The following is a 20460-nucleotide window of genomic DNA, read 5'->3' on the forward strand; positions in this document are numbered from 1 at the left end:
CAGACGGCTCGACGGTCTCGGCCTCGGTCACGTTGTCGCTGGTCATCGATGCATCTTCCATGATCGGGAGTTACACCGATCGTTTTACAGTCCCGGATGTCCCTGACCTCCTGCCAGGCCCGGTGGACATGCTCCTGACTTTGGCTGTTGGCCGAGAGCGTAGACTCGTGTGCTCTCTCGACGGCACTCACAGCATCCTTGGCGAAGTCCTTAAACGCGGGGAACTGCTCAACGATCTTCAGAGCCACCTCGGTGTCCATGTTGGGCATCATGGCTGCGAACCTGACCATCTTGTCTTTTGAGAGGTTCCTCCAGGACTCGATCCCAAGCGCCTTCATGATCTGAGCTTCGCTCTTGTACTTCATGCCGCCGATCCCCCTTGACTTCAGCCGGGCAGCCACGGGGACAAAGGCCCGCAGAAGCCGTCAGTCGCGCCAGACACCCTGAGCTGATCTTCCGGCAATCTAACCCGAGTTGGCCCCAAACCATGCGTCTCCTGGTGCGAGGCGCCGGCCACTCGGTACGGTTCGAGCCCTGTCGAGTCGTAGATTCTGCGAACTGGGCGCGCTTGACGTGGTCGTGTCCCTTGACGTGGTGTAGGCGATCAATCGCCGGTCGTGTTGGTGGTGTTGGCGAGTGCGGGGGCGCTTTCGCCGGGCTCAGTGGGATAGATCTGGTCCATGCTGCCTTCGGGCAGGTAGCGGCGGGGAAAGGCGATCCACTCGTCGTGCATCTCGAAGAGCACGGCGGTGACCAGCCGCAGCAGCGAGTCGTCGTTGGGGAAGACCTGGACGACATCGACGCGGCGTTTGATCTCGCGGTTGATCCGCTCCAGCGGGTTCGTGGACTGAATCTTCTTCCAGTGCCGTTCCGGGAAGGCGAAGTCGAGACGGGCATTCCCGTGTTCTTCGCCGATCCGCATAGTCCGTGGCAGCGCGGCACGAACGAGAACACCAACGGGCTCTTGCGGCAGTACTTCCCAAAAGGCACCGACCTCTCGAGATGGTCCGCCGAGGAAGTCGAGGCCGTCGCTCACACTCTCAACAGCAGACCCCGCAAGACGCTCGGTTGGAAGACACCCGCCGAAGCGTTCAACGAGCAGCTACAGTTGCTTCAACAAGCTGGTGTTGCAACGACCGGTTGAATCCGGTCAATACGTATCAATTCGGTATACTGACCGGCTTGCAGACATCGGCGCCTCTGCCTCCGTCGGGTCGGTCGCGGACTCGTATGACAACGCGATGGCCGAGGCGCTGAACGGCACCTTCAAGGCGGAGCTGATCGAGATACAGGGACCCTGGAAGGACGTCGACCAGGTCGAGCGGGCGATCTTCCAGTGGATCACCTGGTACAACGAGGAGCGTCTTCACTCCGCGCTCGACTACGTACCGCCGGCCGAGTACGAGGAAGCCTTCTGGCGCAGTCAGGAGCAAACCCCGCAGTCCGCCTGAACCAATCAAGGTCGGACTCTACGAAACTCGGGGCAGCTCAGCATGGATCCTGGGCGATCCGTAGATCCCGCCGGAGTCCTGGTGGATCTGCCGGATCTGCCCGGTCAGCTCGGTGTCCTGGCGGATCCGCTCGCAGGGGTCCTTCTCGGCCTGGCGCCAGCGGTAGTAGGTGGAGGAGGGAATGTGCAGTTCCCGCAGTACGGGCTCGACCCCCAGGTGCGGGTGCTCGTCGAGGAGCGCTCTCACCTGGGCCGGGTCGGGTCGAGCTGCGCGGCGAAAAAAGCCGATGCCGTCCGCAGGACCTCGTTCGTCCGGCGCAGGTCCCGCACCTCGCGCCGCAGCTGGGCGAGCTCGTTCTTCTCTTCGGTGGTGAGCAGGTCATCCCGCTCGCCGGCGTCGGCCTCGGCCTGCCGGATCCAGTTCCGCAGGGCTTCGTGATGCACGCCGAGTTCCTCGGCCATGCGGCGGATCACGGGCTTCGGCTCGGCGGTCCGGTACATCCGCACCGCACGCTCACGCAACTCCAGCGGGTACTTCCTCGGGGCAGGCATCGTCTGGGCTCCTCTCATGAGACCCATCTGACCTGCTGTCACCTCTCCCCGCATCATCTCGGGGGAACCTCACGGCGGACCCTGGCATGTAAGCACCCGGGTGCGTACCGAACGGGGGAGTGTGTGCGCCCCTCCTAACTGACTATGGTGACGAAATGGTGGCGTGGCTAGCGTGACAAACGGGTCGCCCCGACGGGGGCGACTTCCGTGGGGTCGTCGCCGCAGCCCAGCCGCGGCGGGTACGTACCCCGTGAAAGGAGCGCATCATGCACGATGTCCTGGAACGGACCCCCCGCCGCGAGAGCAGACGCCGCCCGGCCGCCGCCTCGATCGCAGCGATCCTCTGCTTCCTCGCCGCGATGCTGGCCTTCGCGAACCCGGCCGGCGCCCGCGAAAGCGGACTGCTGGACCTCACGTGCACCCCGCCCAGCAGCGCCAGTGTCACCTACACCCCGCCCCTGACCAACGCACCGCAAACCGCGTCGTCGAACCTGCACTGGGAACTCGGCCCCTGCGTGTCTCTGTCCCGCCCCGACATCACCGCCGGAACACACACGGTCCAGAACCCGCCGCGTCAGCGCAGCTGTCTGGAACTGCTTGCTTCCGGCGCGGTAACCCGCACCATCACGTGGAACACGGGCGAAACCAGCACTCTGTCGATGAACCGCACCACGACGGTGGTGGGCGCCGCCCTCATCGTCACGCACACCGGAACGGTCACCTCCGGGGTCTTCGCCGGCGACACCGTCGTCGTGACCGAGGCCGGCCCTGCCGCTGCCATCCTCACCTGCACGCTCGGGCTCGGCAGCGTCTCCAGCGTCTACAACGTGCTCACCATGGAAATCACCTCCCTCTGACCCTCATTCAGGTTCTGTCGGACGGCCCGCTCCCCCGCTGGAGCAGTCCGAGCTATCCGACCGGACGAGGTCGCCTGAACCTTGGGGCGCAACCCGATAGCCTGCACGTAGAAAGCGCCCTCCGCCTGGACCGACAGAACCCCTCAGCAAGGTTCATCGCCCCAGGTCAGGACGCTTTCGCGTTTCCGTCCCAAGGCCAGCCGTGCCCAAGTGAAACGACGAGTTTTTAGCAGGGCGAGGGCCTCCTCAACGCGCCCCATCTCATCGAGGATCCACGCCTTGCTGACCGTCAGGCCGTACATGTCCGGTGGCAGCGTCCCCGCGTAGGCGAGGGCCTCCTCGTGCCGGCCGGCCTCGCCCAGCAGCCAGATCCGGTTCGAGGTGAACCAGGACGAGTGCTCCTCGACAAACTCAGCACTGCGCTCGTCGAGGAGCGCCAGAGCATCGTCCAGCCGGCCTGCCTCATGCAGCAGGTGAATGACGCCCTCGAAAAGGCAGGCATCGTGGTAATCGAACGTTGGCCGACCCACCTCGATGGCTTCCTCGATCCGGCCCTGGCGGCTCAGGAGTTCGATCAGAGGCCAGCGGAACCGGTCCGGATACTCGGCGTCTGCGATGAAACGCCGCAGCACAGCCTCGGCCTCACCTGCCTGCCCGTCGTCTTCGAGCGCCCGCGCGTAGTACGCGAGCGTCTCGCCCGCACGCTCGCCGGTGCCCAGCACACGCAGCTCCTCCACATGCCCGTGGCGCCGCAGGAGCTCGGCGTAGGCGATCAGCGTGTTCTGAACGATGAAGTGCCCGGCTGCGATGTCTGCTCCAAGCATCCGTACGGCCTCATCGACCCGGCCCGCACGCTCCAGGACCTGGGCTTGGAGATCTTGCGCGTTGCTGGGGTGAAAGCCCCAGCGCTCCTTGCCGCGGGCGCTGCGGGCCCGCTCAGCGTGCGGCGCGATCAGCTCCAGGACCTGTTCATCACGGCCCTGGCCCTCTGTCAGCTCGACGAGGGTGGACAGAATCCACTCTGTCCAGATGCGGTGTGAGTACGGTGATCGCCTCGTTCAACCTGCCCGCCTTGACCAGTAGTTCTGCGAAGTCGTGGCACATCCACTCCGAGGCAAGGCCTTCCTCTTCCGGGCGTACGGCGTCCAGTGCCTGCTGCACCCTTCCCGCCTCAAGCAGGACCTCGGCCCTCTCCCAGCGCGCCCGGTTCCACCCAGCCTCGATGAACGGCTCCAGCATTCCCAGGGCCCGCTCGGCCTCGCCCGCCCGGGACAGCTCAAGAGCCGCCGCCTGGGCGCAGAACCACTCCCCCCGCTCCGATGCGGCCTGAACCAGCAGCTCCACCTCCCCCTGCTCCACGAGCATGGTGACCAGGCGAGGAGATATTCCGCCGAGTGTCCGTGACTGCCATTCAAGATCCTCAAGGTTCACGGGCCTGAGCGTACGGGCGATTACTGACAGGCTTCATCGACCAGCTGCCGGAACCCACTCCTTCTACGCCGGAAACAGAGGCTGGCGGACGAGTTCCCCGTCAGACCCCTGCCAGATTCCGCGAACCCGCGCGCTTCGCGGAGGCCGGCGCGGAAGCGTCCTCCGGCGCGCAGGTCCTCGACGAAGGCCGCCACGGTCTGACGGAACTTGCGGCGTTGTTCCGGGGTGAGGCGGTGAAGGTCGGCGGTGAAGCGCGGCAGGGTCTCGTACGTGGGCACGGCGAACTCCTCCAGGACGCACGAAGCCCCGGCCGGTCGGCCGGGGGCGGTGGTGGCTGGTCGTGTTGAAGGGCGTCGGTTACGTGGTGCTCAGTCGTGCTGGGTGGTGTTGATGAGGTCGTGGCGCAGCATTCGCACGGTCCGGGTCAGCTCTCGTCGCGGGCGTTCATCGCGTCGTTCCACTTCTGTGAGTTGAACGGGTCGCTGGTGCAGCTGTCGCAGTGGGGCAGGTAGTCGGTCCGGGTGGGATACGGCACGCCAGCCGAGCGGACGACGGTGGTCGGGCGCAGCTTGAGAGGGCGGCGGCACAGCGGGCAGAGGTCTCCGTGGAGCAGGTTCGTGTTCATGCGGCGGACTGTGCACACACCGGCGGCTTACCGTCTCGGGCTGAACCGGCGGCCCGCCTGACGGGCGCCCCGGTAAAGATCTGGTGATGGTCTCCCGCCCGGCGGGATGGACCCCGGATCACGCTTTTGCGCAGGTCAGCGCCGGGGTTCCATGGGCCGATGATCAGCATGTCGCCAGTTCGCCCGGGGGCCGGGGTGCGCTACCTCTTCCGTGGCGTGATGGTCGGAGACGGCCACCGCGCCGTAGGCACGCCGCTGCGCGCCGCCCAGGACGAGGCCGGTGTCCCGCCCGGCGTGTGGAAGGGCCGGGGCCTGGCCGCCCTCGGCCTGGCGGTCGGAGACGTGGTGAGCGAGCGGCAGGCCGAGCTGCTCCTGGGGGAGGGCCGGCACCCGGACGCCGACCGGATCGAGCGCGAGCTCCTGGCGCAGGGCAGGACCCCGGCGCAGGCGCGGCGGGCGACCGTGCTGGGCAGGCCCATCGAGCACAACCGCTCACCGAAGACCGACAAGGCCAAGGAGCGCACCCCCTGGCTGGCCTTCGACCTGACGTTCCGGCCCCCGCCGACGGCCCACATCGCGTGGGCCCTGATGGACGACCGGCACCGCCGGGTGCTGGAGCTGTGCAACGACATCGCTCAGGACAAGACGCTGGCGTGGCTGGAGGAGTCGGTCGCGGAGATCCGCTGGAAGGCCGGCGGCAAGCAGCGGGCCCGGGTCAAGGACGGGCTGGTCGTCGCGGTGTTCCGGCACTACGAGTCCAGGGCCACGGAAACGAGGCCGCTGCTTCACGCGCACGCGGTCGTGTCGGTCCGCGCCCGGCGGCCGCACGACGGGAAGTGGGGCAACCTGTCGGCGGACTCGCTGATGACCCACATAGTCGCCGCTGACACTCTCTACACCCTCCACTTCATGGAGGAGGTGTCCGCCCGGCTCGGGTGGGCGTGGGAGCCGCGCGAGGTGACGCCCGGCCGCAGGCCCGTCATGGACATCGCCGGCATCGACCGGCGTCTCATCGGCTGGCAGTCGACCCGCCGCCAGCAGATCGAGGACGCCCTGTCCGTCCTCACTGCCGAGTACGTGGAGGAGCACGGCCACGCGCCGGGGGAGAAGGCCGCCTACGGGCTGGCCTGCCGGGCCGCCGACCGGACGCGCCCGCCCAAGCGGAAGGAGCCGCAGGCACTGTCCGAGCTGCGCGAGAGGTGGCGGGAGTCGGCCATCGCCGCGTTCGGCGCCGATGTCGTGGACCGGCTCGCCGAGCGGGCGCGAGCGGCGGCCGCGGCGGTGTGGGCGCGGGTGCGGCCGGTCGTCGACGTCGCCCTGGCGGCCGTCGACGTCGTCGCCGTGGTGTACGTGATGCGCGGGGCGTTCAAGCGCCACCATCTGCTCGCCGAAGCGCGCCGCTACCTCTCCTACGTGCTGCGCGGCCGACCCCACCAGCCGGGCCTGGACGAACGAATCGTGCAGACCGTGGTCGACGACTACACCCGCCCCGTCGGCCGGGGCCTGATGATGACCGCCGACCTGCACGCCCTGTACCCGCGCGACACCGACGACCAGGCCGTGCTGCGCCCCCTGACCCGCCAGCGGACGCTTCCTCTCTACGCGCGGGCCCGCCTGGCCGCCGGGGCGTTGAAGCCCGGGTTCACGCGGCGCGCCGTGCGGAGCGCCTGGGTTCCCGTGCCCGCCCGCACACCGTCGCCGTGCCCGGCGCCTCGAGGTCTGGTCTGCGTCCGTCGCGCCCGGACCGGATGGCCGGCCGTGTTCAGGAGCAGCAGCAGGGGACCGATGTCGCCGCGCTGGAGCAGACCCGCGCCACGATCGAGGCCGCGGCTCAGATGGCCGTCAGGCTGCAGGGCGGCGTCCGGGAGCGCGCTGCCGCCCGCGCCGCCCGGCAGCGGCCCGCCCTGGCGACGCCCGCACCGTCACACATCCCGCCGCCCGGCGTGCAGCCGACGCTTGGCCGGACACCCACTGGAGGACTCGCATGACCACACCGGAGAACCCGGGGTTGAAGGACGTCCTCGCCCGAGCCCGCGCAGCCAGTGGGAGATAGCCGCCGCGCTCGATGAGGACCAGGAGCCCGAGCCCGAGGAGCCCGCGGGCTGGCAGCCGATCTGGAAGCGGCCCCGGACACCGAAGTCGAAGGCGGCCAGGAAGAAGGAGCTGCACGATCAGCGGGAGCGGCTCCGGGACGCCGCCAAGCGCCGCCTTGCTGCGGGGGAGTCGCGCCGGCCCCGCTCCCGGCAGAGCCGGATCGGCAACGCGGCCGCGCGCCGCGATGCCCGCGCCCTGTCCCGGGTGCGGTACTCCAACGCCTGGCTGCGGTGACGATGCCGGACATCGTCCACCGAGTGGAACCCGCGATGTTCTGCATCCTGCGGCGATGTACGACATCGAGTGAGCCCCCGCCAACCTGAAAATCCCTGGTCAGCAGGGTTGGTGTGACCGTGTTCCGGGGTACTCGTGCTGATCGTGGGCGGAAGTCTTCGTCGTAGATCGTCTGTCAGCGGTTGATCTCGAGGTTCGTCAGGACGAGCAGGGCTCGCAGGAGCTGGGTGGCGTGGGCGGGGTCGGTGCGGAGCTTGGTGAGGATCCGCCAGTTCTTGAGGTGCGCGAAACCGTGCTCGACCGGTGCGCGTCCGACGGCGAGTACGCGGTTGGCCTCCTTCTGGCCGGGAGTTAGCTTGTGGGTGCGGCTGGAGTGGTAGCCGGTGACGATCACGGGGTCGAGTACGTCGTTGTCCAGGCCGCGGAAGCCGAGGTCCGCCAGCGCTCCGAGACCGGCGGCGCGTAGGTGAGCCAGAATGTGGTCATGACGGGCCGCGGTGTTGTCATGGGTGCGGCCGGGACGGGCGGCAGAGATCCAGACCAGGCGGCCCCTCTCGTCGGTGAGGGCGAGGAAGTGCAGACCATGGTGGCGGTGCTTGCCGGAGTAGTTCTTGCGGTCGTCCTTCCCGGTGCGGCGCTGGGTATGGACCAGGGTGCCGTCAATCAGGACGACCTCTCCACCCTGCCGGACGATCTTCTTCAGCGCGCGGTCCACGCGCGGAGCCTGCGCGGCGAGGAGAGCGATCACCTCGTCGCGCCAGCGACGGACGGTGGACTCGGAGACGCTATTGCCGCCAGCCATGTCAGCCAGGCGCTGGTCGTGGCGCAGTACGGCCAGGACGAGCACCGCGATCTTCCCGGGCGGCAGGATCCGCCACCTTGATCGAATCGCCTTCAGGTGACGCCGCAGCAAGTCGGCGAGGTGGTTCACGGTGCGCGTGGACAGCGACAGACGGCACTGATAGACAAGCGGGAAGGTGCTCTCGGTGTGCTCTTTGGTTGTGGTCACACATTTCCAACAGCCGCCGGGGGCGCCCCGGTTACGGCCGCTCAGCACCGCCCGCGGGCAACGCTTCCATGGTCACAGCCGGGTGGTGAACCGTCCGTCGGGCTGTTTCCGCAGCCAGCCGCGGTCGGCCAGCCTGATCAGTTTCCCGCGCAACGGCTCCAGCTTGCTCTTCACGCCGACGTCCACCCCCAGCACTTCGCCGACCTGCCGGGCCTTGACCGGGCCGGCGGCCTGCCGCACGACGGAGAGAATGCGCTGGTAGTCCGGCGGAAGCATGGTCTCCTTCACATTCGCCGCACGGTGCGGGATGACCATCACCGCCCGGCCGCCCACCTGCCCAGGGACCGGCGCGAACACTGCCCGTTCCTCGGCGATCTGCTCGCTCATCCGTTCCAGGACCTTCTCAGCAACGGCGAGCTCATCGCGCTCGGCCCGGACCTCTATCAACTGCTTGGCCAGCTGCTCTTCGAGCTCATCCAGTTCCACGCGCCGCGCGGTGATCCGTTTCAGCAACTCGGGATCCAGCATGCACCGGATCGTAGAGGGTCATCCGGCCCCAGCAGGTGGGAATCGGTTGTCCGAGGATGCCGGGCGTCGGGATCAGCGGGGCGGGAGGAAAGCCAGAGAACCGTCCCACTGGTCAGCCGCGCGAAGCAGCGCTGCGGCGTCCAACCTGACCTCCACGATGTACTGGTAGATGTCAGCCCTGTCCTCCCCTTGTTGCCACGGAGGCGCCGCCTCCAGGGACAGATGAACGCGAATCACTGCGGTCGCACCTGCGATTCGATTGGCGAGGCTGAAAGCCAAGACCGGCTCGATGAACGACAGGTCCGGGGACAGCTCACCTTCGGCATCAGGTTCGGTGACGTCCACCGTCCCTGCGGCCACCGCGCGCAGCCACGCGGACACCTGGCGGGCCTCATCGGTGAGCAGACACGGATCGGCGAAGGACCAGTTTCCCTCAGGAGTCATCACCGTGCCGTCGATGACCAGCCAGTTGTCGTCATACGAGTCGCCCCGAACGGCGGCGAACTGATAACGCACTGGGCGGAGGTCGACACTGCTGGAGCGATCGTTCAGGAGCACGGGGCCAGGATGGCATGCACCGACCAGCAGGACGCACTGTGTTTCCCAGCCCAGGTGCACGGACCGGAGCGCTGTTCCGGACTCCGTCTCGGAGACAATCCCGACCTCTGGCAGACGATCTTCTCGATGGACTCCCGCCCACGATCAGCACGAGTACCCCGGAACACGGTCACACCAGCCCTGCTGACCAGGGATTTTCAGGTTGGCGGGGGCTCACTTGCGGTGCGCCGGATGACGATGGACGCCACTGTGGTGCGCACCGTGATGTCCACCGCACCCGGTGCGCGCACCGGCACCCCTTCTTCAGGTGCGGCAGGGTGCGCGCGTGAGGTCTGCTACCTGGAAGCGCGCCCCCTTGTCCTCCTCTGCTACCCGGCCCTTTTTCCTTGCCACAGCGCTTCCGGTCGCCGATCAGACCGCGGTCAAGGGGGTGCGTGATATAGGAGCCCGCCGCCGGTGGCGCGCCTGGCGCGGTGCGGTGGTGCGCACCCGGTGCGCACGGTGCGTTCCACCGCCGATCTCGGGTGCGCGCTACACGATGGTCAGGCGCACCGGGTGCGCACCGTCCGGTGCGGGATGCACCTCGAGGGCCTGGCTCACGCCGACGGCCTCCAGCTCGCGCAGGACGTCGGAGACGTCCTCGCGGTCCTCCTCGGTGAGGATGTGCGCGACGAAGCCGATGACTGCGCGGGCGATGCCTTCCGCGGTGTGCGGCCCGGCCACCACCGACCAGTTGCGCAGGGTGGCCACGAGGACCTGCCCGACGGCCTCCAGGGCGAAGGAGTCGTCGCACGGGTCCGGGTCGAGACCACACAGGGCGGTGACCGGGACGATGATCCGCTCGGCGGCGTCGACGAGCAGCGCGGGCATCCGCGGATCGGCGCCGGCGAGCTTGGCAGCCGCTTCGGTGTCACCGGCCTGAACGGCACGGAGGTAGCCGAAGGCGCTGATCGCCGCATCCGGCGTCAACGGAACGAGCGGCACACCGGGAACCTGGGACAGAGGCGGGTTCTGAACATAAATCACGGAAAGCTCCTCACGTACGGGCCGCTGCGCCGATCGCGGCAGCCTCAGAAGCGATCCTCAGAGCCCCGCCCTGTGGACAGAGTCCGCGCTCCGGGACGCGGTGCGGGCGTGACTCCGGTCACGGACAGACCCGGACTGCAAGGGGCGGTCGAGGAGGAATCGGGCGCTTGGTGTCGGTGGCCGTCAGACCGCGGTCAAGGGGTGGCTTCACACGGTGGCTCTGGCCCGTGCGCAGATCCGTGCGCGGGCCGGACGACTGCCGACCCGGCCTTGTGCGGCCGGAGAAACCCGAGGACGCGATGACCACCGCACCCGACCCGCACACCCCGCCGGCCCTGGCGGGCACCGCTGCGACGGCAAGCCCCGCTCCGAGCCCTGCGACAAGCCCCGCTCCCAGCCCCGCAGCTTCCAGCCGCCGACTGACGGTTGTTGCTGATCAGACCCCCGATTCGCCTGCTCCGGCCGGTTGCAACTCCTCTTCTACAGGTACTGATGTACCTGTAGAAGCGTCCCGGGCTCGGAAGGCGGCGGCGAAGGCCGGCGCGGACCTCCGCGGTGAGGTCCTGCTCGCCCTCGCTCAACTGCGCTTGGCCACACCCCGCCAGCTCAAGGCGCTGCTGCTGCCCCATCAGCAGGACACCGACCATGTCCGCCGCGCGCTGCGCAACCTGCTCGCCGAATCCCCGGCCCTGGTCGGCCGGACCCACCGTGCCCAGCAGAGCTACTGGTACTGCACCTCGGCGGGCTTCGCCGAAGCCGCCGCCTCCGGTGAGCTCGCGCCGACGACCGGCCGGACGACGGGGAAGCGCATCGCGGCCAGCAAGACGGGCCTTCGGGAGCATGGCCTCGCCCTGGTCGACACCGTCATCGCCTTCCACCGGGCGGAGATGGCCGATCACGCCGACTGGCGGGTGGAAGTTCCCCACCCCACCCCGGCCGGGAACCTTCTGCCCGACGCCGTGGCGCTTCTGGCCGACGGCTCCAGCGCGTTCGTGGAGATCGACCGCACCATGTCCTACGCGCGCCTGCTCGCCAAGCTGGAGCGCTACGACGCCTACCGCGGCGCCCCCGCGTCCGGGCGCGGTAACGCCGCCCGCGTCCCGCGCAGCCACTGGCAGGAGACCTACGCCGGGCCGTCGCTGGAGCGGCCCTTCCCGCCGCTGCTGTTCGTCTTCGCCCCGGCCCCGCGCCGCGCGGCCCCGGACACGAGGGAGGCGGCCTTCCACGACCGTGCCCGGCCGAACTGGCGGATCACCGTGGCGACGACGACCCTGCACCAGCTCACCCATGACGGGGCCGACCGGCCCGTGTGGCGGGTCGTCGGCCACGGGGAGGGCCGGCGGGCGCTGACCGCATTGCCCAAGCCGCGGTGAGAACAGCGGGCCCGGCCGCCACCCGGGCCGGGCCCGCCGGTCCTGCCCGGCGTGGTGGCTGGAAAGCCGGCCCGCGTCCCACGCCGCCCTTCCGGACAGCGTGGGACGCGGACGGGCGCAAGGACCTCGGAGGCTTACGCCGGTACGGGTGCCGGCTCCGGGCGCAGCGCCGCGAGCGGAGAGCGCCGGCCCTTCTCCACCGCGCGCAGCTGCTCCCAGTCGACCTCCGGGTGTTCGGCGGGCACCGCGTCGACGGAGGCCGTGGTGTAGAGCGCGACGTCGACGGCTCCGGCCCGGCTGGTGCCGAAGCGGACCTCGATCGACTGCGGTGAGCGGACCCAGCCGAGCCGGACCATGTGGTCGAAGTCGGCGCGTCGGACCCGGAGGCGGGCGGCGGCCTGCTCGGGTCCGAGCGGGGTGTCGGCGGCGACCAGGTCCGCCAGGTCCTCGCGTCGGCAGACCTCTGCGACCTGGTCGGGGTGGTGCAGCGTTCCGTCCGGGTTCGCGCTGAGGTCGACCAGGAGGCCGCGGTCGACGAACCGGCGCACCACGAACGCCGTCACGTTCGCCTTCTCGCCGATCACGTTCGGGGTGCCGAGCGCGTCGGCGATCCGGTCGGCTGCCGCGCCGCCGGAGATCGGCGGGGTGGGCATCGCGGCCCGGATGGCGTCGGCGTCCAGCGCCTCCACGGCGGCCCGGGACCACTGGTAGGACGACGCGTCGGGGGCGGGGATGAGGCCGGTGTGTCGGGCCCACCGGAAGGCGGCTGCGGGCACCTTCAGGCGCTTGGCGGCCTGTCCCGCGTCGTACTCGGTTCGTCGCATGAGATCACCTCTCGCTCGTTCGCCGGAAGCGGCGGACAGAACATGACAGAACACATGAAAAGCTGTCAAGACCCCCTGAAAACAGGCAAGTTGGACGCTCTCCGCTAGGACTGCGCCCGCGTACGCGAAGGGAAATCACCCGTGTGGATGGCACGGCGGTGGTCCGCCGATGCGCGGTATTGACCGGGCGCGCAGGGCGCGGGACGGTCGTCACGCAACTACGCGCAACCGGCTCGCTTCGGAGGGGATCATGGCGTTACTTTTCTTCGGCACGGACCCGAACTCGGGTGGAGGTAACTGCCCGGCGGTGTGGGTGGACACCGACACGGCCCAGGGCCCGGAACTGGTTCTGCAGGGCAAGTTCGCCGACGCGGCGACCCGGGCCACCTGCCGTCAGGACAGTCCGCCCGCAGACGACGAAGGGATCGTCCGGATCCCGCTCAGCATGGTGGAGCAGATCAGGAGGGCGTGCGATGCCGCAGAGGCCGCCGGCACCCAGCTTTGAGGACCTGCTCGACTCCGCCCGGACCCACGCCCTGCACCTGGAGCTCCGCGACGTCTACGCCGTGGGGGAGGAGCGGGAGGTCTACGACACCTTCCTGCGGGACGGGAGCGTGCCGGCGGACGACTCGGACTACTGGAACGGGTGGCTGCCGCTGGTGAAGCGGACCGTGGCACGCGGGGTGAAGGTCTGGCGGGCGAGGGTCGTGTCCGAGCCTGTCACCGAGTACATCCGCTTCGAGCACGCCATCACCGACGCCAACCTCCGCGCCGGCGAACAGGTCCGCTGGCTGCCCCGCCGCCGCGCCTCCGCCCTCGCGCTGCCGGGCAACGACTTCTGGCTCATCGACGACCAGGTCGTCCGCTTCAACGTCTTCTCCGGCGACGGCGAGGCTCTGGAGCCCGACCACACCGAGGACCCGCAGGCCATCAAGCTGTGCGCGGAGGCGTTCCGTACGGTGTGGGACCTGGCCACCGACCACGCCGACTACCGCATCTGACCGACGCGCAACCCAAGGGCCACGCACCTCATGACGACCGCCTCCCCCTCGTCCAGCGCACAGGCGGCCCGCGAGGCGCTCGCCGTCCGGTTGCAGCATCTACGCAAGGACGCCGGCCTCACCGGGAAGGAACTCTCCGCCCGGTGCGGCTGGCACCCCGCCAAGACCACCCGGATCCAGAAGGGCGCGGCCGCGCCCTCGGACGCGGACATCCGCACCTGGTGCGCGGCGTGCGGCGCCGACGACCAGGCCGATGACCTCATCGCCACCGCCCGCGCGGTCGACTCGATGTACATGGAGTGGCGCCGCCTGCACCAGGGCGGCATGCGCCAGGTCCAGGAGGACTGGTACGCACTCCATGAGCAGACCCGCCACTGCCGGGTCTACCTCTCCAACGTGCCGCCCGGCTTCCTCCAGACCCCGGCGTTCGCCACCGCCCTCATGCAGCAGATCACCCGCTTCCAGGGCACCCCCGACGACGTCGCCGAAGCCGTCGCCGCCCGCGTCGCCCGCTCCCGCTTCCTCTACGAAGGCGGACACCGCTACGTCGTGCTCATGGAGGAGTCCGTCCTGCGCTTCCGCACCGCCGACCCCGAGGCGATGCGCGGGCAGCTGCGCCACCTTCTGGCCGTGATGCCGCTCGCCTCCGTCTCGCTGGGGATCATCCCGTTCACCGCGCAGCGCACCGTGTGGCCGCTGGAATCCTTCTACGTTCACGACGACACCATGGCCGTGGTGGAGACGCTGACGGCGGAGATCAAGGTGACGCAGCCGCGCGAGCTCGCCGACTACGCCAGGGCGTTCGCCGGCCTCGCGCAGATGGCCGTCTACGGTGACGCCGCCCGCGCCCTCATCCGGGCGGCGATCGATGCCCTGGAGTGAACTTCCGCAATTTCCCGCAACCTCATTGAGGGGAAGAGGGCGCGCTCCGTAACGTCGCAGCACGCATCACCATTTACGGATCACCACCAGGAGACGGGGACGCATGCGCCCACCCACCCCCCACGCCACCACCCTGACATCACAAGCCCCGGCCGGGAAAGCCGAGCCCGGCTCCAGCCCGGCCGTGTACGGCATCCCCTCCCCGGCCCTCCTCGCCCGCGCCCACCGCGGCTACGCCCGCTTCCTCGACCAGCAGCCCGAGGGCCAGGCCGGCGAAGCCGCGCACCGTACGAGCACCGCCCGGTGACCGCCGACGCTTCACGCGACAGTGCACCGGCCACACCGCCGTCGCGCCCGAGCACGCACACCGTCCTCTACGACCCCGACGGCCGGATCGAAGCTGGGCTCCCGCTCGACCGCGAACCCTACGAGAGCCTCATCAAGGCCGTTCTCGGGTGGACGTGCCCCGAGACACTCGCGATTCGCGACTACCACCAGATCGCCCTCCAGCTCACCGGCCACGCCCGCGCCGTCGCCGCCGAACTCCGCCGACGAGCCGACCTACTGCCGAAGTCCAGCGGGCCCAGGGCACTCGCCGACCTCGTCCTGCGGGAGGCGCAAGACCAACTGTCCCCGCTGCCCGAAGGCACCATGAACTGCGTCAAGGCCCGCGCCCGTACGGTGCGCGCCCTCTACGAGCGACTGGACCGGCTGGAGGCCCCCACGGGGTGAAACCGAGCAGGCCCGCGAGAGCCGAGCGGTCAGCGGCTGTCGTCTTCGGGCCAGGGTTTCCCCTGCCAGATCCACCGCCCGCACCCGTCGCGCACGTAGGCGGGGCTCCCGGGGACGGTGTCTTTGCCGACGAGGACGCCGTATTCGCCGTTCTGCTCCTGGACGGGGTGGAGCTCCACGGTCTGGCCGTCCAGTGGGCCGCCGCTCATCAGTGCTGTCTCACTCATGGTGTGTCCTCGTCCTCACGTTGTGCGGGGCTTGGGCGGCCGACCGGTCAGGGGACGTCGCCTTCCCATACCCATGGGCCGCCGGGGCGGCTGATGGTCGGTGCGTAGGAGGCGCGGCCGCCCGGCCCGTACGCGCTGTGAGGGGTGATCAGGTACGCACCGGTGGTGATCTGCTCGTCCGTCCAGCCGGTCACCTCGATCAGCTGCCCGTCCAGCGGCCCGCCGGTCAGCTCGCGATACGTGCGCCCGGGCTGCGGCCCGGTCGCAGGACTGTCGTGCTCGGTGCCGTACACCCGCTTGGGCTGAGTCATCCGACCAGTCTGGCGCGACGCCGGGTCCTGGTCGGCCGGTTCCGCGAATCGGCACTCCGGTTGGGTGAACGTCCGCGCCGAGCCAGCCGCCCAGGCTCCTCTGCTACTGAAATGCTGCCCTGGAACGCAGGGTGAAACGGAGGCTGTTTCGCCCTGACTTGGGGTGAACTCCAGATGGGCGGCGGTGTTCTCGGTCCCCGGTGGCGTCCACTCGAAACCGTCACCGCAACCCGTTCGGTGCAACTTGTTCAGCATCACGGGGGATCGGTTAGGCCATTCGTGTTGTGCGGCCCCCGGAATTGTCAGAGGCGCGTTCTACGTTCCGGGCCATGACGGATTGGATCGAGCCCAGTGCTCGTGAATCAGAACCGGCGTACTCCTCCGAGCAGGTGGAACTCGGCCGGAAGCTCGTAGCTCGTGATGATCTCCTGACGGATGAGAAGCAGCGGACGCGCCTGGAGATCGGGGACCTCCTGCTTGCGGTCGCGCCGATGGGCACCGACAAGACCACCAACGGCACCAACGAGTTGATCAGGGCGTTTGCCGCAGACATCGGCATGACCGCCGGTATGGCCCGTGAGTACCGGGGCGTGTCCGCGGGCTGCAGCAGCGCGCACAGGAAGGTGCTGGCCGAGTCCGATGTCACGGTGTCCTACTCGGTCGTTCGGGAGGCCGCACTGGGGTTCTCCCTGCCCACGGAGACCGGGGAGGCTGAGAAGGCGCTGCCGAGGGCGGACCGTGAGCGTCGGCGCCAGGACCGCTGGGAGATCCTGCTGCGGATGCTTCGGGAGCCAGGCCGCCGCCGTGTGACGGCGCAGGAGTTCCGCGCAGCGATCGGCGCACGACAGATTCCGAACTCGGCCTCCGCGATGACCGCCGAGAAGATCGTGGAACAGCTCGACCGCCCCGATGTCAGGTCCGCGGTCATGGCGAGCGTGATGGAACCGGCGTTCCTCGTGGAGGCGTTCGCGGCCGATCCGATGGCGGAGCTGAAGATCCGCGACAGCCTCGCCCAGGTCGCCCAGGTGACCAGCAGCAGGGAGAGCACCCCTGTACCCGAGGAGACCGACGAGCGGCTCGTCCTGCAGTTCCGGCGCCGGGTGAACCTGCTCTACGGCCTGGTCGAGATGCACCCCGAGCAGATCATCAACATCGCCGACGAGGCCATGCTCAACGACCTGGAGAAGGCGTGCGAGGGCGTGGCCCACTGGGTGCAGCGCCTGCACTCGGTCCGCGCCGGCGGAAAGGCGGGTGTGCGGTGACCGCCTCGCGCTACACATCCTTGTCCGCTGCGACCCGGCAGTGGATCACGGACAACTACGGCCCGCTGTTCGCCCAGCACGGTGACAAGAACCGGCGGACCGGCGAGTTCATGGACGTCATGATCGACGGGATCCAGGGAGGCGAGCTGCCGGCGATCGAGTACTTCAAGGTCGTCCTCGGCCCCGTTCTGGGTGCGCTGGACCACGACCTGATGGTCCGCTTCGCGCACAGCGGCACCGAAACACCGCCGCTCGCGGGGCCGGGGACGGAAGGCGGCACGACACCGCCGATCCCTGGCCTTGGAAACGGTGGAACATCTCCCGGGCCCGCTCCCGGCGGATGCGGCACAGGGACCGACGCGGGGATCACCATCCCCGGCCAGCGCTCCTTCCTGCCCGCCGACCTGGTACACGCCCGCATCGTGGAGGTGACCAAACAGCTCCTCGCCATCAAGGCCAACCAGAAGCACCTGCGCGAGCAGGAAAAGGACAGCCGGGCCTTCCGCAAGCTCCTCGACGGCCAGTACGCGGAGCTGGAAACCCAGCTCCGCGCCCTGCGGAGGGCGCAGGAGCGTATCAAGGAGAACCCCGGGATCGGACTGGACGCGCTGGCCGCCCTGGGCATCGGCGCCGCGGAACTCGGCATGAGCGATGCCGACCTGATGGCCCTGGCGGGAGCGGTATGAACATCCTTTCCTACTCCTCGACCCAGTGGCACGACTACTGGAAGTCCATGGTGCCCGCGACCCAACGAGAACAGCGGCGCGGAAATCACATCGCCGATGTGATCGCGGCAGACGGATGCGTGGTGGAGATCCAGCACGCGAGCATGTCCCCGACGAAGATCATGGGACGCGAACTGGACCACGGCCACATGGTGTGGATCTGGGACGGCCGCTCCGCCTACACCTCCGGAGCCCTCTCACTGACCGCCTTCGCAGGCGGCATCGTGAGCTTCCGGTGGAAGAACCAGCGCCGCAACCTCCGTACGTGCCGGCGCCCCTGCTTCCTGGACCTCTGGACGCTGGGGGAGTCCGGGGAACGGATGCTGCTGAAGGTCGACATCCTCAACGAGGACGGAACGGGCTCCGGCCAGCTGGTGGCCCACGACATCATGCGGCTGTGGATCGTCTCTGGCCTCCCTCGCCGTCCCCTCGCCGAGCTCCCCGAGGGCTGCGGCATCCCGCCGGTGAGATTCGCCGCGGCAGTCGCTTAGCACGACCATCCACCTGTCGGGCCCAGGCCAAGAGGTCCGGGGCCCGACAAGGTGCGGTGGTTACCGGCCGCCCGCGCCCAGCGAGCCGGCCGGGCGGCGTGACCGGACGCGCGACTGAAACGCCACACTGAAACGCGCGAGTGAAATGGGGAGCCGCGTTTCACGTTGACCTGTTAGAACACCCGCAGGGGGAAGCGGGCGCGTTTCACTCCGTGTTTCAGGTGGTGTCCCGTCTCAAATGATCTGGTCTGCGGATAGGGCTGTGACCTGCGGCGACCAGATCAACTGAGACGCCAGGCGGCCGAGAATCTCAGGTGATCTGGTCCCGGAACTCACGGACACTCACGCCCGACTGGAGAGAGGAGCCCGAAGCTCCACGCGGAGGCGGATCGAGGTGTCGATGGGCAGCCCCGTGCTGGAGTGGCGAAGCTCTTTCGAGTAGTTCGCGATGAGGTCGAGATCCCGCAACTGCCGCTGCAACTCATAGGTTAGAGCTTCGTCGGAATCAGGGATGAGCTCGTCTTCTTCCTGCTCGGCGAGGTACTCCAGGTGTTGATCAACGGCTTCCACTGCCCGGCGGCTGGTCCAATTGGCGAAGTCATAGCAGCCGAACAGGTAGGCGTGCGCGGCATACAACGTCGCCGTCGCGGCCGACTCGTCCGCATCATCGGGCCCGTCCTGGCCGTCGTTGTGGCAGTACTCGCTGAGCATGTACTCGGCAACACCACGCTTCACTGCCGAGAAGGCCGTTGTGTCGCCGAGGACGCCCTCCCACACAGAGTTCAACAGGGGGCGAAGGCTCACGGTGAACGGCGCCTGTTCGTCCTCAGGAAGGGCCTCGTGCCAGCTCATGAGCCGTTCCGCGACGCCAGCAGTGAACACGCCACGTTCGCCGGCCGACGTCGCCTTCAGCCGCTCCTCCACCAGCACTGAGAGCTCTTGCCACGTGTCCATATGAGCCATCCCCCTGTCGTGAAACCAGCGTGATCATGCCAGCAACAGCGATCATCGCATCCACCAGCGACAACCCATCAAGCGCGGATCCCCGGCACGTACAGCGAGATACAGCTGGCGCGGCTTTCCCGCTCACGGACCAGTACAACTGAGACAGGGACCAGATCGTGCGAGACGGGACAGGTGGCCGGTATGCGGCTGACGACAGGCAGGGTGACCCGTCTTACCGGAATTGGGTCGTGTCTCACCGAAGATGGACGGATGCTGGTCCGTCTCATCGAAGGTGGACAGCAGGCGCGCGACCGCCTCGAAAGTTGAAGGGCAAGATGCCCTCGATCTGAGGAAGGGTGCCGTCCGTGCGGTACGTGTCGCGCTACTGTCCCTACCTTGCGGCACTGACATGTTGGGAGACAACGATGGACCGGGCAGAGCTGAAGGCCGAGATCGACGAGCTGATGCGCCAGTACGACAACGAAGAGATTGACGGCGCAACTTACGCCCAGGCGATGATGGAGCTGACCGTCAACGCTCAGGAGTGATGCCCGGTCCGCAGCTGACTCTCGGCATAGGTGCTCGTCGGGGCCGCCGGCGGCGCGGGCTGAGCCGGGGCGGCCCCGACGGCCGGGACTGCGCCCGCCCAGTCCATGCCCAGGACCACACCACTGAGTAGCGGCGGCTTGGCAGTATCCGCTCCATCGACTCCAGCCGTACAAATCACAGGCGTGGCAGCTCAGTCAGATGAAACGCTTGGCAAATGAGTGAGCGCAGCCGTGTCACGATCGAGGCCATCGACACCCGCACGCCGACTGGCGAGTGCCCGAACTGCAAGCTGAACGTGGCGTTCGACCACGTCAGTCGACGCGATGTCTGGCCGGCCTTGAAGGAAAGGCCCTTCGTCGCCGCCCGCTCAAGTGCAGATTTCAGCGGTGCCAGCACCAGCGCGGAGCCGCGGCCTAAGGACGACGTCTTCCGCGTTGTCCAGCACATCCTGTCCTGCCAGAACTGTCGGAAGACCGCCGTGGTGCACCAGCACTGGGGTCCGGACCTGCCCAAAGGCGACGACCTCGATGGCTTCGCCGAAGCGGTCAAGGAAAGGGCATCCAAGCCACGGCTTCTGGTCCTGGTACATCCTCGACGGTCGGCGCAGACCCTCGACGAAGCCGCCCCGCAGGAGGTCCGAGACCTCTTCAGTGAAGGCACTAGTGGCTCTGCTCGAATCGTTGGCCGAGTAGCGGGCCTCTCTGGGAGTTCCGATCCCGCCAGACGCTGCGGAGAAATGCCGCGACGGATCTTGCAGGCCGTGTCAGTGTGAGG

Annotated in this window: 27 protein-coding genes and 5 pseudogenes; 16 read left to right on the forward strand and 16 right to left on the reverse strand. The window is 68.6% G+C overall.

Translation table 11 applies throughout. The annotated features are described in order from the left end of the window. Both ABZ371_RS09695 and ABZ371_RS09700 read right to left on the reverse strand, forming a co-directional pair. Positions 1–365: hypothetical protein (locus ABZ371_RS09695; RefSeq protein ID WP_358675965.1), on the reverse strand; the 365-nt coding region annotated here is incomplete at its 3' end. 239 nt (positions 366–604) lie between these two features. Further along, positions 605–877 (reverse strand): annotated as a pseudogene (locus ABZ371_RS09700) (transposase); the annotation flags it as partial. A gap of 6 nt (positions 878–883) precedes the next feature. Here ABZ371_RS09700 and ABZ371_RS09705 point away from each other — a divergent pair. Next, a pseudogene (locus ABZ371_RS09705) lies at positions 884–1144 on the forward strand (IS30 family transposase); the annotation flags it as partial. Between the two features lie 97 nt (positions 1145–1241). Beyond that, complete coding sequence (locus ABZ371_RS09710; RefSeq protein WP_358675968.1) at positions 1242–1451, forward strand: integrase core domain-containing protein; 210 nt, start codon at positions 1242–1244, stop codon at positions 1449–1451. Positions 1452–1493: 42 nt separating this feature from the next. On the opposite strand, the pseudogene ABZ371_RS09715 reads toward ABZ371_RS09710, so the two are convergent. Both ABZ371_RS09715 and ABZ371_RS09720 read right to left on the reverse strand, forming a co-directional pair. Continuing rightward, positions 1494–1583, reverse strand: a pseudogene (locus ABZ371_RS09715) (hypothetical protein); the annotation flags it as partial. A 110-nt stretch (positions 1584–1693) separates the two neighbouring features. Beyond that, complete coding sequence (locus tag ABZ371_RS09720; RefSeq protein WP_358675971.1) at positions 1694–2002, reverse strand: transposase; 309 nt, start codon at positions 2000–2002, stop codon at positions 1694–1696. A 266-nt stretch (positions 2003–2268) separates the two neighbouring features. On the opposite strand from ABZ371_RS09720, the gene ABZ371_RS09725 reads away from it, so the two are divergent. Further along, positions 2269–2859, forward strand: coding sequence for a hypothetical protein (locus ABZ371_RS09725; protein WP_358675974.1), 591 nt, complete (start codon positions 2269–2271; stop codon positions 2857–2859). 143 nt (positions 2860–3002) lie between these two features. Here ABZ371_RS09725 and ABZ371_RS09730 read toward each other — a convergent pair whose 3' ends face one another. From ABZ371_RS09730 to ABZ371_RS09745, 4 genes are all read right to left on the reverse strand, one after another. Further along, complete coding sequence (locus tag ABZ371_RS09730; RefSeq protein ID WP_358675976.1) at positions 3003–3683, reverse strand: hypothetical protein; 681 nt, start codon at positions 3681–3683, stop codon at positions 3003–3005. A 148-nt stretch (positions 3684–3831) separates the two neighbouring features. Continuing rightward, a complete protein-coding gene (locus ABZ371_RS09735; protein ID WP_358675979.1) occupies positions 3832–4290 on the reverse strand; it encodes a hypothetical protein in 459 nt (152 codons plus the stop codon). Positions 4291–4310: 20 nt separating this feature from the next. Further along, entirely contained in the window at positions 4311–4568 is a 258-nt protein-coding gene (locus tag ABZ371_RS09740; RefSeq protein ID WP_358675982.1) for a hypothetical protein, read from the reverse strand. A gap of 146 nt (positions 4569–4714) precedes the next feature. Next, entirely contained in the window at positions 4715–4915 is a 201-nt protein-coding gene (locus ABZ371_RS09745; RefSeq protein WP_358675985.1) for a hypothetical protein, read from the reverse strand. Positions 4916–5134: 219 nt separating this feature from the next. Between ABZ371_RS09745 and mobF the strand changes: the two are divergent. Both mobF and ABZ371_RS09755 read left to right on the forward strand, forming a co-directional pair. Beyond that, positions 5135–6903: pseudogene (gene mobF / locus ABZ371_RS09750) on the forward strand (MobF family relaxase). Beyond that, positions 6900–7243, forward strand: a pseudogene (locus tag ABZ371_RS09755) (hypothetical protein). Before mobF ends, ABZ371_RS09755 begins: the two co-directional pseudogenes overlap by 4 nt. 175 nt (positions 7244–7418) lie before the next feature. Here ABZ371_RS09755 and ABZ371_RS09760 read toward each other — a convergent pair. From ABZ371_RS09760 to ABZ371_RS09775, 4 genes are all read right to left on the reverse strand, one after another. Continuing rightward, the gene (locus ABZ371_RS09760) at positions 7419–8252 is read right to left on the reverse strand and encodes a transposase family protein (RefSeq protein WP_358675988.1); all 834 of its coding nucleotides are present in this window, start codon (positions 8250–8252) and stop codon (positions 7419–7421) included. 72 nt (positions 8253–8324) lie between these two features. Next, positions 8325–8780 carry a hypothetical protein gene (locus ABZ371_RS09765; protein ID WP_358675991.1) on the reverse strand — a complete coding sequence of 152 codons (456 nt, stop codon included), beginning with the start codon at positions 8778–8780 and terminating at the stop codon, positions 8325–8327. Between the two features lie 72 nt (positions 8781–8852). After that, positions 8853–9338, reverse strand: a complete 486-nt coding sequence (locus tag ABZ371_RS09770; RefSeq protein ID WP_358675994.1) for a hypothetical protein — start codon at positions 9336–9338, stop codon at positions 8853–8855. A 531-nt stretch (positions 9339–9869) separates the two neighbouring features. Then, positions 9870–10364 carry a hypothetical protein gene (locus tag ABZ371_RS09775; RefSeq protein WP_358675997.1) on the reverse strand — a complete coding sequence of 165 codons (495 nt, stop codon included), beginning with the start codon at positions 10362–10364 and terminating at the stop codon, positions 9870–9872. Positions 10365–10663: 299 nt separating this feature from the next. On the opposite strand from ABZ371_RS09775, the gene ABZ371_RS09780 reads away from it, so the two are divergent. Beyond that, positions 10664–11737: a replication-relaxation family protein gene (locus ABZ371_RS09780; RefSeq protein WP_358676000.1), complete on the forward strand. Its 1074-nt coding sequence runs from the start codon at positions 10664–10666 to the stop codon at positions 11735–11737. Between the two features lie 134 nt (positions 11738–11871). On the opposite strand, the gene ABZ371_RS09785 is transcribed toward ABZ371_RS09780, so the two are convergent. Then, complete coding sequence (locus tag ABZ371_RS09785) at positions 11872–12561, reverse strand: hypothetical protein (protein WP_358676003.1); 690 nt, start codon at positions 12559–12561, stop codon at positions 11872–11874. Positions 12562–12811: 250 nt separating this feature from the next. Between ABZ371_RS09785 and ABZ371_RS09790 the strand changes: the two genes are divergently transcribed. The 5 genes from ABZ371_RS09790 to ABZ371_RS09810 all read left to right on the forward strand — a co-directional run bounded on the left by ABZ371_RS09790 (position 12812) and on the right by ABZ371_RS09810 (position 15176). Next, positions 12812–13066 (forward strand): hypothetical protein, encoded by a 255-nt coding sequence (locus tag ABZ371_RS09790; protein WP_221357720.1) that lies wholly within the window; start codon positions 12812–12814, stop codon positions 13064–13066. Then, positions 13035–13562: a DUF6879 family protein gene (locus ABZ371_RS09795; protein ID WP_358676006.1), complete on the forward strand. Its 528-nt coding sequence runs from the start codon at positions 13035–13037 to the stop codon at positions 13560–13562. Before ABZ371_RS09790 ends, ABZ371_RS09795 begins: the two co-directional genes overlap by 32 nt. A 30-nt stretch (positions 13563–13592) precedes the next feature. Then, the gene (locus ABZ371_RS09800) at positions 13593–14444 is read left to right on the forward strand and encodes a helix-turn-helix transcriptional regulator (RefSeq protein WP_358676009.1); all 852 of its coding nucleotides are present in this window, start codon (positions 13593–13595) and stop codon (positions 14442–14444) included. A gap of 103 nt (positions 14445–14547) precedes the next feature. Next, the gene (locus ABZ371_RS09805) at positions 14548–14751 is read left to right on the forward strand and encodes a hypothetical protein (protein WP_358676011.1); all 204 of its coding nucleotides are present in this window, start codon (positions 14548–14550) and stop codon (positions 14749–14751) included. After that, a complete protein-coding gene (locus ABZ371_RS09810; RefSeq protein ID WP_358676014.1) occupies positions 14748–15176 on the forward strand; it encodes a restriction endonuclease in 429 nt (142 codons plus the stop codon). The genes ABZ371_RS09805 and ABZ371_RS09810 overlap by 4 nt, the downstream gene beginning before the upstream one ends. A gap of 29 nt (positions 15177–15205) precedes the next feature. Here the strand turns inward: ABZ371_RS09810 and ABZ371_RS09815 are convergent, their stop codons facing one another. Together ABZ371_RS09815 and ABZ371_RS09820 are read right to left on the reverse strand one after the other, a co-directional pair. Beyond that, positions 15206–15403 (reverse strand): hypothetical protein, encoded by a 198-nt coding sequence (locus ABZ371_RS09815; protein ID WP_358676017.1) that lies wholly within the window; start codon positions 15401–15403, stop codon positions 15206–15208. A 47-nt stretch (positions 15404–15450) separates the two neighbouring features. Then, a complete protein-coding gene (locus tag ABZ371_RS09820; RefSeq protein WP_358676020.1) occupies positions 15451–15714 on the reverse strand; it encodes a hypothetical protein in 264 nt (87 codons plus the stop codon). Positions 15715–16043: 329 nt separating this feature from the next. Between ABZ371_RS09820 and ABZ371_RS09825 the strand changes: the two genes are divergently transcribed. The 3 genes from ABZ371_RS09825 to ABZ371_RS09835 are packed head-to-tail and all read left to right on the forward strand — an operon-like array spanning position 16044 to position 18192. Next, the gene (locus tag ABZ371_RS09825) at positions 16044–16976 is read left to right on the forward strand and encodes a hypothetical protein (RefSeq protein WP_358676023.1); all 933 of its coding nucleotides are present in this window, start codon (positions 16044–16046) and stop codon (positions 16974–16976) included. A 20-nt stretch (positions 16977–16996) separates the two neighbouring features. Then, positions 16997–17662, forward strand: a complete 666-nt coding sequence (locus ABZ371_RS09830; protein ID WP_358676025.1) for a hypothetical protein — start codon at positions 16997–16999, stop codon at positions 17660–17662. Then, on the forward strand, positions 17659–18192 hold the full coding sequence (locus ABZ371_RS09835) for a hypothetical protein (RefSeq protein ID WP_358676028.1): 534 nt from the start codon (positions 17659–17661) through the stop codon (positions 18190–18192). The genes ABZ371_RS09830 and ABZ371_RS09835 overlap by 4 nt, the downstream gene beginning before the upstream one ends. A gap of 342 nt (positions 18193–18534) precedes the next feature. On the opposite strand, the gene ABZ371_RS09840 is transcribed toward ABZ371_RS09835, so the two are convergent. Continuing rightward, a complete protein-coding gene (locus ABZ371_RS09840) occupies positions 18535–19146 on the reverse strand; it encodes a hypothetical protein (RefSeq protein ID WP_358676031.1) in 612 nt (203 codons plus the stop codon). A gap of 416 nt (positions 19147–19562) precedes the next feature. Between ABZ371_RS09840 and ABZ371_RS09845 the strand changes: the two genes are divergently transcribed. Together ABZ371_RS09845 and ABZ371_RS09850 are read left to right on the forward strand one after the other, a co-directional pair. Next, complete coding sequence (locus ABZ371_RS09845) at positions 19563–19685, forward strand: hypothetical protein (protein ID WP_358676034.1); 123 nt, start codon at positions 19563–19565, stop codon at positions 19683–19685. Between the two features lie 215 nt (positions 19686–19900). Next, positions 19901–20458: a hypothetical protein gene (locus ABZ371_RS09850; protein ID WP_358676037.1), complete on the forward strand. Its 558-nt coding sequence runs from the start codon at positions 19901–19903 to the stop codon at positions 20456–20458. Positions 20459–20460 lie beyond the last annotated feature (2 nt).

The organism is Streptomyces sp. NPDC005899, assembly GCF_040629645.1.
GTDB lineage: Bacteria > Actinomycetota > Actinomycetes > Streptomycetales > Streptomycetaceae > Streptomyces.

Coding starts and splice junctions, on each gene's coding strand:
- ABZ371_RS09725 (WP_358675974.1), top strand. CDS start 2,269: ATGCACGATGTCCTGGAACGGACCCCCCGCCGCGAGAGCAGACGCCGC.
- ABZ371_RS09765 (WP_358675991.1), bottom strand. CDS start 8,780: ATGCTGGATCCCGAGTTGCTGAAACGGATCACCGCGCGGCGCGTGGAA.
- ABZ371_RS09825 (WP_358676023.1), top strand. CDS start 16,044: ATGACGGATTGGATCGAGCCCAGTGCTCGTGAATCAGAACCGGCGTAC.
- ABZ371_RS09710 (WP_358675968.1), top strand. CDS start 1,242: ATGGCCGAGGCGCTGAACGGCACCTTCAAGGCGGAGCTGATCGAGATA.
- ABZ371_RS09815 (WP_358676017.1), bottom strand. CDS start 15,403: ATGAGTGAGACAGCACTGATGAGCGGCGGCCCACTGGACGGCCAGACC.
- ABZ371_RS09745 (WP_358675985.1), bottom strand. CDS start 4,915: ATGAACACGAACCTGCTCCACGGAGACCTCTGCCCGCTGTGCCGCCGC.
- ABZ371_RS09785 (WP_358676003.1), bottom strand. CDS start 12,561: ATGCGACGAACCGAGTACGACGCGGGACAGGCCGCCAAGCGCCTGAAG.
- ABZ371_RS09850 (WP_358676037.1), top strand. CDS start 19,901: ATGAGTGAGCGCAGCCGTGTCACGATCGAGGCCATCGACACCCGCACG.
- ABZ371_RS09720 (WP_358675971.1), bottom strand. CDS start 2,002: ATGCCTGCCCCGAGGAAGTACCCGCTGGAGTTGCGTGAGCGTGCGGTG.
- ABZ371_RS09800 (WP_358676009.1), top strand. CDS start 13,593: ATGACGACCGCCTCCCCCTCGTCCAGCGCACAGGCGGCCCGCGAGGCG.
- ABZ371_RS09820 (WP_358676020.1), bottom strand. CDS start 15,714: ATGACTCAGCCCAAGCGGGTGTACGGCACCGAGCACGACAGTCCTGCG.
- ABZ371_RS09780 (WP_358676000.1), top strand. CDS start 10,664: ATGACCACCGCACCCGACCCGCACACCCCGCCGGCCCTGGCGGGCACC.
- ABZ371_RS09795 (WP_358676006.1), top strand. CDS start 13,035: ATGCCGCAGAGGCCGCCGGCACCCAGCTTTGAGGACCTGCTCGACTCC.
- ABZ371_RS09845 (WP_358676034.1), top strand. CDS start 19,563: ATGGACCGGGCAGAGCTGAAGGCCGAGATCGACGAGCTGATGCGCCAG.
- ABZ371_RS09805 (WP_358676011.1), top strand. CDS start 14,548: ATGCGCCCACCCACCCCCCACGCCACCACCCTGACATCACAAGCCCCG.
- ABZ371_RS09835 (WP_358676028.1), top strand. CDS start 17,659: ATGAACATCCTTTCCTACTCCTCGACCCAGTGGCACGACTACTGGAAG.
- ABZ371_RS09730 (WP_358675976.1), bottom strand. CDS start 3,683: ATGCTTGGAGCAGACATCGCAGCCGGGCACTTCATCGTTCAGAACACG.
- ABZ371_RS09840 (WP_358676031.1), bottom strand. CDS start 19,146: ATGGACACGTGGCAAGAGCTCTCAGTGCTGGTGGAGGAGCGGCTGAAG.
- ABZ371_RS09790 (WP_221357720.1), top strand. CDS start 12,812: ATGGCGTTACTTTTCTTCGGCACGGACCCGAACTCGGGTGGAGGTAAC.